Source organism: Bilophila wadsworthia ATCC 49260, assembly GCF_000701705.1.
GTDB classification, from domain to species: Bacteria; Desulfobacterota; Desulfovibrionia; order Desulfovibrionales; family Desulfovibrionaceae; genus Bilophila; species Bilophila wadsworthia.
This window is the reverse complement of the sequence record NZ_KL370817.1, coordinates 8,143-20,109: the sequence shown is the minus strand read 5'-3', so window position 1 is coordinate 20,109 and position 11,967 is coordinate 8,143. Positions and strand designations below refer to the sequence as shown.

General features: G+C 62.6%; 9 protein-coding genes. 2 read left to right on the top strand and 7 right to left on the bottom strand.

Annotation, left to right across the window (positions count from 1 at the left end; translation table 11 throughout):
• Window positions 1–212: 212 nt before the first annotated feature.
• Both T370_RS0122165 and T370_RS0122160 read right to left on the bottom strand, forming a co-directional pair.
• The gene (locus T370_RS0122165; protein WP_005025185.1) at window positions 213–1,772 is read right to left on the bottom strand and encodes an ammonia-forming cytochrome c nitrite reductase subunit c552; all 1,560 of its coding nucleotides are present in this window, start codon (window positions 1,770–1,772) and stop codon (window positions 213–215) included.
• A complete protein-coding gene (locus T370_RS0122160) occupies window positions 1,765–2,241 on the bottom strand; it encodes a cytochrome c3 family protein (RefSeq protein WP_005025182.1) in 477 nt (158 codons plus the stop codon). The genes T370_RS0122165 and T370_RS0122160 overlap by 8 nt, the downstream gene beginning before the upstream one ends.
• 431 nt (window positions 2,242–2,672) lie before the next feature.
• Between T370_RS0122160 and T370_RS0122155 the strand changes: the two genes are divergently transcribed.
• The gene (locus T370_RS0122155) at window positions 2,673–4,982 is read left to right on the top strand and encodes an ATP-binding protein (RefSeq protein ID WP_029437046.1); all 2,310 of its coding nucleotides are present in this window, start codon (window positions 2,673–2,675) and stop codon (window positions 4,980–4,982) included.
• 2 nt (window positions 4,983–4,984) lie between these two features.
• On the top strand, window positions 4,985–6,430 hold the full coding sequence (locus T370_RS0122150; RefSeq protein WP_029437045.1) for a sigma-54-dependent transcriptional regulator: 1,446 nt from the start codon (window positions 4,985–4,987) through the stop codon (window positions 6,428–6,430).
• Window positions 6,431–6,486: 56 nt separating this feature from the next.
• On the opposite strand, the gene T370_RS0122145 is transcribed toward T370_RS0122150, so the two are convergent.
• The 5 genes from T370_RS0122145 to T370_RS0122120 all read right to left on the bottom strand — a co-directional run bounded on the left by T370_RS0122145 (window position 6,487) and on the right by T370_RS0122120 (window position 11,952).
• Window positions 6,487–7,323, bottom strand: a complete 837-nt coding sequence (locus T370_RS0122145) for a L,D-transpeptidase family protein (RefSeq protein WP_029437044.1) — start codon at window positions 7,321–7,323, stop codon at window positions 6,487–6,489.
• Window positions 7,324–7,472: 149 nt separating this feature from the next.
• Window positions 7,473–8,036 (bottom strand): orotate phosphoribosyltransferase, encoded by a 564-nt coding sequence (gene pyrE / locus T370_RS0122140; protein ID WP_005025172.1) that lies wholly within the window; start codon window positions 8,034–8,036, stop codon window positions 7,473–7,475.
• Window positions 8,037–8,321: 285 nt separating this feature from the next.
• Window positions 8,322–9,632, bottom strand: coding sequence for an adenylosuccinate lyase (gene purB, locus T370_RS0122135; RefSeq protein ID WP_005025170.1), 1,311 nt, complete (start codon window positions 9,630–9,632; stop codon window positions 8,322–8,324).
• Window positions 9,633–9,692: 60 nt separating this feature from the next.
• The gene (locus T370_RS0122130; protein WP_005025168.1) at window positions 9,693–10,004 is read right to left on the bottom strand and encodes an FmdB family zinc ribbon protein; all 312 of its coding nucleotides are present in this window, start codon (window positions 10,002–10,004) and stop codon (window positions 9,693–9,695) included.
• 571 nt (window positions 10,005–10,575) lie between these two features.
• Window positions 10,576–11,952 carry an efflux transporter outer membrane subunit gene (locus T370_RS0122120; protein ID WP_029437043.1) on the bottom strand — a complete coding sequence of 459 codons (1,377 nt, stop codon included), beginning with the start codon at window positions 11,950–11,952 and terminating at the stop codon, window positions 10,576–10,578.
• Window positions 11,953–11,967 lie beyond the last annotated feature (15 nt).

Genomic DNA, 11,967 nt, shown 5'->3' with positions numbered 1-11,967 from the left:
GGCTTGCCGTTTATGGAGTGAGGATGACGTGAACGGGAGGGGATTCTCCCGAAGAAAAAGGGGGAGGAGCCTGTCGCCAAAGGGGGCACGGCTGATCAGCCGCCCCGTCTTGAGGGTATCCTCTCACCCGCATGATGCGTTCATGGCGTTGAGAGGAAAGGGGGAATCCCCGGCTTCCGCCTTTGGGTGAGGATTCCCCCTTCATCATATGCCTACTGGATCTTCTTGTTGCCTTCCCACATCTGGTCGGCCTTCGGCAGGGGCTTCAGGTACGCGAACCACGGATGGGTCTTGAGGTATTCGGGGTCCTGCTGGAGCTTGCGGCTCATCTTGAGGATGGGCGGCACGATCTGCTTGATGTCGCCCTCCAGCTTCGGCGCGATGCCGTAGTTGGTGGCCTTGAGCGCCGCGTTGATGGCGTCCTGGCTCAGGGTGATGGAACTGGTCAGGGTGTCGAGGGCCTTGGCGGGGTTATGGAACCCGACGCTGTTTTCGGCGGACACGAAATCCCAGAACATCTGGCCCTTGCGGACGGCTTCCTTGGCCCGGATGATCAGCTGATCATAATCGGCGGGCTTTTCTCCGGTGTACTCGAGAGCAAGGCGCACGGCTTCGTGGGCGCGCACGGAGTATTCCTGCGCCACGAGAAGCTGCTTATAGGTCTTGTCCTGCGTGTATTCGATGCGTCCGCGCAGGTAGGCCGCGGTCTTGTCGGCATGGCACTGGCGGCAGGCGCGCAGTTCGGGGTCACGCAGGGGCGAGGTCCACCAGTGGCTGGACATCTTCTTGCCTTCCTCGCGCTGGTACGGCATGTGGCAGTCGGCACAGGCCACACCGGCGGCGCCGTGCGGACCGTCGATCCACGTTTCATAGTCGGGATGCTGCATCTTCAGCATGGGCGTCTGGGAAACGGGGTGCACCCAGTCGGCGAACTTGCCCTTGAAGCCGGGCATGTCCACATTGCCGTTGTCTTCATACACGCTGTAGATGGCTTCGGGCGTGAAGCCGTTCTTCCACGGGAAGACAGGGCGCTTGGTGGGGCCGTGGCCGGGATCGTTGAAGTAGTATTCCACATGGCACTGGGCGCACACGAGCGAACGCATCTCGCTGCGGGGGAGCTTTGCGGGGTCCTTGCCCACGGACTTCAGATAATCCTTGAGCGGCTCGCTGTAGAGCTGGAGCTGCATGGTTTCGGCGTTGTGGCAGGTCGCGCAGCCGATGGAATCGTCGTCCGTGACTTCCGTACGGAACTGGTTGAAGTCCTTGGCCCAGAAATCGTCGCCGTACTGCTTGATCCACTGCACCATCTTGGGGGTCTTGCAGTTCCAGCAGGTGGCGGGCATCCCGCCCTTTTCACCGTACCGGTTGATGCGGTCGATTTCGAGGATGTCGTGGATCGCATACGTGTGGCCGCGCGCTTCACGGTATTCGTACATGAAGGGATAGCCGAGCCACAGGTTCTTGAGGTAGGGCTGGGCCGCCTGCTTGTAGCCTTCGGGCAGGGGATCCACGTCGTCGTTCTTCATGAAGTTGACGGAGCCCTTATACTTGCTCATGAACGTGGATTCGTTGTTGCGGTCGTAGCTGGCGGCCTGAAGGGGAAAGTCCTTGCGAAACGCCGAGGTCTTGTTGTCGTCGGAGTCCTTCAAGCCCGTCTTGTAGACCGGGGTCTTCAATTCGGCTGTGGACACGTCGTCGCAGCCCGCGGCAAGTCCCAGGGCGGCGCACACCACCGCCAACCTGATCAGAGTGTAAAATACTCGGCTATTCATCGGCCACCATCCTTGTGCTGATGGGCTTCATGCGCATGTGCTGCGCACTACGGTGACAGTCGACGCAGTAGGGCTTGGCGTCCATGCTGGCGACATTCTCGTTGGTTGCAAAATGACAGGCCTTGCAGTTCGCGTTGACGACGTCCTTCGTCGCCATGCCCGCCACGATGGGAAGGTCCACATCGCCCAGGGTATTCATGTAGAAATCCCTGGCGCCTTCCTTCGCCTTAAAGGGCAACTTCGACAGCAACGCCGTCGGAGCGTGACATTCGTTGCAAGCCAGCTTGGCATGGGGGGACAGCTTGTGCGTCCGTGCGGCCTGTTCCATGATATGACAACTGGAACAGAAGGGACGCGCATCCGTCACCCGCATACCCCACGCCAGCCCTGCCAGCACGAGCACGCCCAGCGCAACGCCGCCCAGCAGTATCTTCAACCACGGGCACTTGCGGGGTGACACCTCAGACATTCTTGCCTCCTCTTGCAACAGATACCAAAACCGCTTTGGCGGGCCGTCTCCCGGCGCGCCGCGAACGGCAATCCTCTTATGCCTTCTATCAAAAAACGTGCCGGGATTGCGCCTTTTCGTACAAAGCGCAATCCTCTTGAAATAACAAATGATACGGGAGAGGTGAAGATGAGGAGCATTCTCATTCTTCCTTTTCCCTTGCTACAGTATGATTTTTATGACAGCTAGTCAGAAAAAGCTGACAGTTTGTCCGATTCAGACAACCTGTTCAGAATGGTTCCTATTTTATCACAAGCCTGGAGCCGATCCACCGGATCAAGAGAAGACACGGCGCGGGAGCGGCAGGAACCGGGCAAGCCGTCCGGAAGTTCCGGGATACGGGCAACCGGCCTCACGGATTCCCCTGCCTCCGTTCCACAGAGGAGCCTTTCATGTCCACGTTCTCATGGCGCGTGTTGCGCCTTCCCTTGCTGATCACCCTGCTCTGGGGGCTGCTGCTGTTCACGCTGTTCCGCTGGACCGCCCAGCGCGAGGACGAGTATACCACGGGACTGGCCCGCATCCAGACCGCGACGCTCTTTTCCAGCATCGTGGATACCCGCGACTGGAACGCCAACAACGGCGGCGTCTGGGTCCGCGAACACCCCGGCTGCCCCGCCAACCCGTGGCTGCCGGAGGAGGAGCGCACCCTCCGCGCCGAGGGAGGCGCTACCCTCGTGAAGGTCAACCCCGCCTATATGACCCGGCAGATCGCGGAAAGCTTCACCTCCACGCTGGCGAGCTTCCGCATTTCCAGCCTGTCCCCGAAGCGTCCGGAAAACCGGGCCGATCAGTGGGAAACCGGGGCCCTGCTCTCTTTCGAAAAGGACAGGCACGAGCTTTTCGATCTCGTTTCCGACAAGGAGGGTATGCGTTACCGCTATATGGCCGCCCTGCCCGCCAAGGAAAGCTGCATCCAGTGCCATCAGGACAAGAAGGTCGGCGACGTGCTCGGCGGCATCAGCGTATCCATCTCCGCCGAGCCCCTTTTTGCAGCGGCGACCGAACGCAAGCGCACCACCGGGCTCGCATTCGGGATCATCGGGATCATCGGCATGGTGGGGATCGGCGGGGCCACGTTCCAGATCAACCGCAAGAAGGAGCTTGCCGAAGCCGCCAACCGCACCAAGAGCGCCTTCCTCGCCAACATGACCCACGATATGCGTACCCCGCTGACCGGCATCCTCGGCATGACCGAACTGCTGGAACGCGAAACGCAGGATTCGCATCACCGCTATCTGCTCGCCAACCTCCGGAAGGCCACCGACAGCCTGCTTACGGTCGTCGACGGCATCATGCGCTATTCACTGCTTGAGGCCGACAGGCAGCCCACCTGCTGCGCGCCGTTCTCCCTGCGCGCCGAGCTCGGCGCCTGCATCGCCGTGCTGCGCCCGGCCTGCGCCAGCCGGGACATCCGGCTTTCGCTCGTGACGGACGACACCGTCCCCGACAGGCTCGTAGGCGACGGTTTCCGGCTGCGTCAGGCGCTCGGCAACCTGCTCGGCAACGCGGTGAAATTCACGGAAAAGGGTTCCGTGACCCTGCGCGTCACCCGGGCGGAATCGCAGGCCCCCGAGGGCCGATGCGCGCTGTCCTTCCAAGTCATCGACACCGGCAGGGGCATCCCCACGGACGAACAGGAACGCATCTTCGAGAGCTTCGAACAGGGCTCCGGCGTCCGGGATTCGGGCGATCAGCACGAAACCGGCGTGGGCCTCGGGCTTGCCATCGCCCGCAACATCGCGCGGCGCTTCGGCGGCGACCTGACGCTCTCCAGCACGCCCGGCATGGGCAGCGTGTTCACCTTCACAGCCCTGTTCCGTCTGGCGGCCGACTCGGACGGCCTGCCGGAAACGCCCGCCTCCCCTTGCCCCGCTTCTCCCTCCCCCCTCGCCCAGCCTGACCGCCCCGCAGAAACGGGGACGAGCGGACGGCTGGTGGTCGCTGAAGATACGGCGGTTACGGCCCTGTTCCTCAGCGAAGCGCTGACGCAGGCCGGATATGCCGCGCACATGGCGAGCAGCGGAGAGGACGCCTTGTACCTCATCCGCAAACTGCAACCCGACGCCGTACTGCTGGACATGCGCCTCCCGGACATGACCGGGCTCGACATCGCGGGGCAAATCCGTTCCGGGGAACTCGGCGTCGCGCCGGAGACCCCGATCCTCGTGCTGACCGCCACGCTGGACCCCGGCGACGAACAGGCGTTCCGCCGCATGGGGATCAACCGCTGGCTGCTCAAGCCCGTACAGGCCGGAAAGCTGGCCTCCGTCGTGGCCGACCTGCTCCCATTCACCCGCAAGGAACAAGAGGAAACGCCCATGCCCGCATCCGAACCCGCTGAACAGCCCGCCGACGTCTTCGATCCCGCCGCCGCGCTGGATGCTCTGGGCGGTGAAGCCCTCCTCAAGCGGCTGGCGGGGATCTTCCTCGGCGAGGAACCCAACATCCGGGCCAATCTGCAACGCTTCGCCCTGTCACCGGAAACGCTTCCCGAACTTTGCCCCGAGCTGCGGCGTCAGGCGCACAGCCTCAAAAACGGCGCGGGCATGTTGCACCTTGAGAGCCTGCGCAAGGCCAGCTCCGATCTGGAGCAGGCCGCCGCGTCCCCGGCCGGACAGGACTTTGCCGCCCTGCTGCGCACCACCATCGAAGCGCTGGAACGAGCTTCCGCCGCTCTTCGTAAATACTGCGGGGCGTAAATATGGCCCGTATCCTTGTTGTCGATGACGAAAGCCTGATCCGGGTACTCGTGGCCGATGTGGGGGAGTCCCTCGGGCACGAAGTGCTCACCGCCGCCTCCATCAAAGAAGGGCAAGACCTCGCGCAGCGCGGCGTGGACATCGTACTGCTGGATGTACTGCTCCCGGACGGGGACGGGCTCGCCCATGTGGAGACCTTTTCACAGCTTCCGGGCCGTCCGGATGTGATCATCATTACGGGGCATGGCAACGCCGACGCCGCCGAGGCGGCCCTGCGCTCCGGGGCGTGGGAGTATCTGGTCAAACCGCTCCGCGTCCGCGATCTCTCGAAGGCGCTCACGCAGGCCGTGCAATGGCGAAACAGCCGGGACAGCCAGTCCCGCAGCCTGCTGCGGCATCCCGACATCATCGGGGAAAGCCCCGCGCTGGCCGAAGCGCTGGAAGCATTGCGGGAAGCCGCCGCGAGCAACGTCAACGTACTCATCACCGGGGAAACCGGGACCGGCAAGGAACTGTTCGCCAGCGCCCTGCACGCCAACAGCCTGCGGGCGTCCGGCCCGTTCGTCACCGTGGACTGTACCACCTTGCCAGAAACGCTGGTGGAGGCGCATCTGTTCGGACACGCCCGGGGCGCGTTCACCGGAGCCGACAGGGCGCGCGAGGGTCTTCTCGCCGCCGCCGACCACGGCACGCTGTTCCTTGACGAAGTGGGCGAACTGCCCCTCCCCGTGCAGGGCGCGTTCCTGCGGGCGCTGGAGCTGCGCCGCTTCCGTCCCGTCGGCGAAGTGCGCGAAGTGGAAAGCGATTTCCGCCTCGTCGCCGCAACCAACCGGGATCTCGACGACATGGTGGGCATGGACCTCTACCGGAGCGATCTCCGCTTCCGGCTGCGGGGCATGACCATCCATGTGCCGCCGCTCCGCCGCCGCGCCGAAGATATCCCCCTGCTCGCCGAGCACTTCACCGCACGCTACTGCCAGCGCCACGAACTCCCGAACAAGGAGCTGACTCCCGACTGTTACGCGATGCTGGCGGACTATTCGTGGCCCGGCAACGTGCGCGAACTGCGCCACACCATCGAACGGGCCTGCGCAGCAGCGGGGGACGGCACCCAGCTGTTTACCCGGCACCTGCCCACGGAAATCCGCATCGAACTGGCCCGCAAACGGCTTGTGCACCTCTCCGAGCCAGAGGAATCCGCGCCGACCGCCCCTCTCCCGGAACAAGAACCCTCCACGCAGCCCCGGAAGCCCGAAACCTTCCCCACCCTGCGCGACATGAAGGCCAAAGCCGAACGCGATTACATCGCCGGGCTGTTCGCCGCCTGTCAGGGAGACGTCCGCCGCGCCGCCGGGATTGCCGGCGTTTCACGCGGGCATTTCTATGAACTGCTGAAAAAATACGGGCTGGACAGGACGTCTTCCATTCCGGAATTCCCGGCCATTTGACGCCGGGAACGGAGGAACATTGAGTTGAAACCCCACTGTTTCAAAGCCCAAAAACGCTAGTCGGCCCATGCCATTCCGACGATGCGGTATTCGCCGTCGCCTTGTTTCTCCCAATAGAGGCGGCGTACCCCCGTCTCCGCGCCTCCGTCGGGCGAAGCCGTGCGCTGGGCAAACCACGAGACCACATACCCCGGCCCTTCCAGAACCCGGACAGGCCCGAATGTGACCCGTACACGCTTTTCTTGGCGCTCTACCTTCCTTATGGATGCGGCACGTTCCGGCGCAATGAACCCGTCCCCGGCCTCCCCACGGCGCCAAGCCGCGCGCCAGCCACGGGTGCGTTCCTCCACTTCGCGTACGGCGTCCTTCCGGGGCGCGATTTCCACCCGTTCGCCGATAAGCACGGGGGTCCCCCGCTTCAGTTCCGGCCCGACTTCGGCGATATCCTTGAGGTTCAGGACGACGCATCCCCGGCTTTCGAACGGCGTGATCGCCCTGCCCCGGCTGTGCACCCAAATCCCCGATCCCGTCTTGCCGCGCAGCCGATCCACGGGATTCGGGTAGTCAAGGATATAAGCTTCCCCGCCGTACTCCTCAAAATCCAGCTGCTCCGTCCGCTTCCGCACAACAAAATAAACGCCCTCCGGCGTCTTCAAGTCGCCGCGTACCTGTTTGTCGCCCTGCGCCTGCCCGGTTGTACACAGATAATCACGGGCTTTCCCCTTCTCCATGAGGAAAAAACGCTGACGCGACTTGTCCACGGCCACCACCGCCTGATCAGGCAGCCCATCCGTCACGGCCTCCCATGCCCTTGCCTCCGGCTCGCACATCAAGCCAGCGAGCAACAGCGCGGTACAGCCCCACACCCTCATGGAAACACATTCAAACGGCATGAAAATCTCCTTTTCGCAAAAACCCAAGCCGTTATCCTGCGTCCCTCCCACTTTTTTGTCGACCCCCTTATTCTTTTCCCTGCCCGCCAAACAAAAAGCCCCCCGGAGATTCCTCCGAGGGGCCTCATCACAAGCGTCAATGCGTCAGGCTAGTCTTCTTTGGCAAGCTCGACCAGTTCGGGACGGGTAAACAGCGCGCGGAGCTGGTATCCCGCGGCTTCGATGGCTTCACGGCCGCCTTCGCCACGGTCAAGCACGGTACATACGGCAACCACGTTCAGGCCCGCGTCTTTCACGCGCTCGCACGCCTTCAGCAGCGAACCGCCGGTCGTGACCACGTCTTCGACCATCGCCACGGGATCGCCGGGCTTGAAGTTGGACAGGCCCTCCACATACTGGTTGGTGCCGTGGCCCTTGGATTCCTTACGCACGATGAGCCCGGCGAGCGGACGGCCCTTTTCATGCGAAATGACGGTGGTGGCGGAGATCAGCGGGTCGGCGCCGAGCGTCATGCCGCCGATGCCCTTGATGTCCAGATCGGCCAGCAGCTCGTTGAACAGCGTACCGATGAGCCACGACCCTTCGGGGTGCAGCGCGGTCTGGCGGCAGTCGAAATAGTAGTCGCTCTTGCGGCCCGAAGCGAGGGTGAAATCCCCTTCGCGGTAGGAACGTTCGATCAGAATCTTGGCGAGGCGCTTTTTGAGTTCGCGCATGGTGGCTCCTGTGGTGGTAAGTGTGGAACCGGGGGAGGGGAGAAGGAACCTTTATGGAGAAAGGCTTCCTTCTCCCCTCCCCCGGACCTCCTCCCCTCATTTTCCCAAGACTTTCGACTGGTGGGGAGGCGGCGCGGAAGAAGTTCAGAAAAACGAAAAAAAGCCCTTCCGTCAAATCGCGGCCACTCCCCTCCCCCATTACAAAAGCCTTAGGAGGGAAAGGGGGGTGGTTTGGAGGGGGGAAAGGGAAGCCCTTCTCCAGAAGGTTTTCCCCCTCCAAGTCTCCTATTCCTCAAACACGCGCTTGAGGATGTCGCCTTCGTGGCGGAGATAGAACTGGGGATCAAACAGCCCGGCGAAGGTCTCCTCACTGAGGCGGCTGTTGATTTCGGGATCGGCCTTGATGAGTTCCGGGAACGGCTGACGGGTCTCCCAGCTCTTCATGGCGTTGCGCTGCACCATGACGTAGGCTTCCTGACGCGGAATGCCCGTCTCGATGAGCGCGGTGAGCACACGCTGCGAGAAATAGAGGCCAAACGAGCACTCCATATTGCGGGCCATGTTCTCGGGCATGATGCGCAGCCCTTCGAGCAGGCGGCAAAGGCGGTGCAGCACGTAATCCGTGAGGATCGTGGAGTCGGGCATGATCACGCGCTCCACAGAGGAATGGCTGATGTCGCGTTCATGCCAGAGCGCCTGGTTTTCCAGCGCCGCCAGCGCGTTGGTGCGGATGAGGCGGGACAGGCCGGTCATGTTCTCGGCGGAGATGGGGTTCTTCTTGTGCGGCATGGCGGAGGAACCTTTCTGTCCCTTGCCGAAACCTTCTTCCACTTCGCGGACTTCGGTACGCTGGAGATGGCGCAGCTCGACGCAGAGGCGCTCGATGGTCCCGGCGGTCACGGCCAGCGCCGTGAAATAGGCGGCGTGGCGGTCGCGCTGGATGACCTGCGTGGACACTTCATCCACCTTGAGGCCGAGCAGGCCGCACACGATGGCTTCCACTTCCGGCGAAAGCACGGTGTACGTCCCCACGGCCCCGGAGAGTTTGCCCACGCGCATGTCGTCGAGGGCGGCGGCGAAACGGGCACGGTCGCGCTTGAATTCGGCGTAGAAGCCCGCCATCTTGAGCGAGAAGCTGGTGGGCTCGGCGTGGATGCCGTGGGTGCGGCCCATGCAAAGCAGCCCCTGATGCTCCAGCGTCATCTTCTTGAGCACGGCGAGGACGCGGTCGAACGCCTTGAGGATCAGTTCGCCGGCTTCCACCATGAGCAACGAACCGGCGGTATCCACGATGTCGGAAGACGTACAGCCCAGATGGATGAACCGGGAAACGGGGCCGACCTTCTCTTCAATGGCGGTCAGGAAGGCGATAACGTCGTGACGGGTGGTTTCCTCAATTTCGTTGGCGCGGTCGACGAAGGCGCGATCGACGGTAAAATCGGCTTCCTTGCGGAGCGTTTCCATATCGGCATCGGAAATTTCGCCGACGCGGTTCCACGCCTCGCACACGGCCAGCTCAACACGCAGCCAAGCCTGATAGCGGTTCTCGGGCGTCCAGATTTTGCCCATTTCCGGGCGGGTATAGCGTTCAATCATGGGATCTCCTCACAAAAAGAGTAAGAAAACGGCGCGGGCAAACGCCCACGCCGCAAGAAATCAGGCCGTAGCCGCCTTGGAACCTCCACCCGAACCGGAGGCAGCCGCCTCCGCCTTCGCGGGGGCCGCGTCAGCCTTTGCCGGGGCCGCGTCCGCAGCCGGGGCGGCATCACTGGCGGAACCGGACGCTTTCCCGCCGTAGCAGGACGCGAACCAGCCGCCGCCTTCAAGCTTAAAAGACGTATTGGACATGATCCGTTCGGCATCGCCGCCGCACTTGGGGCAGGGCTCAAGCTCCGGAGAATCAAACGTTTTTACCCATTCTTCAAACACGTTGCCGCACTTCCGGCAACGATATTCGTAAATCGGCATCGACTCGCTCCACCAAGGGCATTCAGGACCGCTCCAAGCGGCCTTTACTGACAAAACAACCGGAAAACCTGACGATTTCCCGGAATTCGGACAAAGGAGAAACAGCGGAAGCGCCGGGGCGCATCCGCTGCTTCGTGCCGGGGCTCCGGCACAAGAAAGATCGCCAGACTTACTTGCTGTTCTTGGCAGCAGCCTGAGCTTCGTGAATGCGGGCCTTGATGCGCTCGGCGCGACGCTTGCGACGACGATCAAGTTCCTTCTTACGCTCGATTTTCTTATGGGCCATGATAGTACTCCTCAAAGTGAAAAACGTAATCTGTGGATAACTACAGCCAATCCCCCCGTTTGTCCAGTACAAACATGCGGAAGGGAAAACGGCGCGCCTCCGGGAGGGAGAAGGACGCCATGAAGAAACGCGCCCTCAGCCGTACAGTGAACCGCCTTTGAAGAAAAAAGGCCTTCGGAAAAAAGGGCCTCCCCCCGCGTACAGCCTACTGTCTTCGGCGCCGCGCCTCAGGAACGAAAAGGGCCTCTCCGGAGAGAGGCCCTTCCACGACAGCGTTTCTTCAGGCTACTTCCAGCCGCCTCCAAGCGCGAGGCAGACATTCACGATGGACGACAGGCGTTCGCTGCGCGCGGCGGCGAGCTGCATTTCGCTGTCGAACAACGAGCGTTCCGCGTCCAGCACTTCCAGATACGAGGAATAGCCGTTGTCGTAACGCGTATTCGCCAGCTCCACGGAAAGCCGCAACTCCTTGACCATGCGTTCCAGCGAGGCGACGACATTGCTCATCTCCTGCTGGCGGGTCAGGGCGTCGCGCATTTCCTTGAAGGCACCCTGAACGGTCTTTTCATAGGTCGCCAGCGATTCGCGCTGCTTCGCCTCGGCGGCTTCGACGCCGTACTTCACACGCCCGAAATCAAGCAGCGGCACGGAAGCAGCTCCGCCGTAGCTCCACGTCTGGAGCGGATTGCTCATCAGGGTATGCAGTTCGGGGCTGACCACGCCGAAGAGGCCGGTCAGCGAAATGGCCGGGAACCATGCGGCCTTGGCGACGCCGATGTTGGCGTTGGCGCTCTTGACGGACATCTCGGCCTGCTGGATATCCGGGCGGCGTTCCAACAGATCGGAAGGCACGCCCGCCGGGATGACCGGAGGCGTTGGGATGGATTCCAGCGTCATGCCGCGCTGCACGGTGCCATCCATGATGTCCTTGGGCGAGCGTCCGAGCAGGGCTTCCAGGGCGCTTTCCGCCGCATCGCGGGAAATGCGCGTCTGGTAAAGGGCCGTCTTGGCGGTTTCCACTTCCGTCTTGGCGCGGCTCAAGTCCAGTTCGCTGATGAGGCCCTGTTCATAACGGGCCGTATAAATCCTGAGCGCATCCGTACGCGTCTTGACCGTCCGCTCGGCGGTCGAGAGCTGGAGATCAAGGCTCCGCAGCAGGAAGTAGGCGTTGCTGGTCTGCGCCGCGATGGAGAGCCTCATGCCGCGCTGCGCCGCTTCGGTTCCGAGCACCTGATACATGGCGGCTTCCTTGGCGTTGCGGAGCTTGCCCCAGAGGTCAAGTTCCCATGTCGCCCCGAAGCCCGCCGAGAACGGCGACTGCGAGCCGTTCGTGATCTTGGTGTTGTCCACCCAGGTCTGCGTCCCCTGCGCCTGCCCGCTCAAAAGCGGGAGCAGTTCCGCACGCGCCACGCCAAGCTGCGCCCGCGCGTAGTCGACCCGCGCCACGGCGGCCGCGATGTCGCGGTTGGCGATCAGCGCCTCCTGAACCAGCGCGTTCAGCATGGAATCGTCGAAGCGCTTCCACCACTGTTCGTCAAGCTGTTCGCCCTTTCCGGGATCTTTCCACGCCTGCGGCAATTCCATTTGGGGACGCTGGTAGTCCGGCGCGAACGAGCACCCAGCCAAGCCAAGCATCATCAGTCCTACGACAAAAATACGCATGTGTTCTCTCCTCGG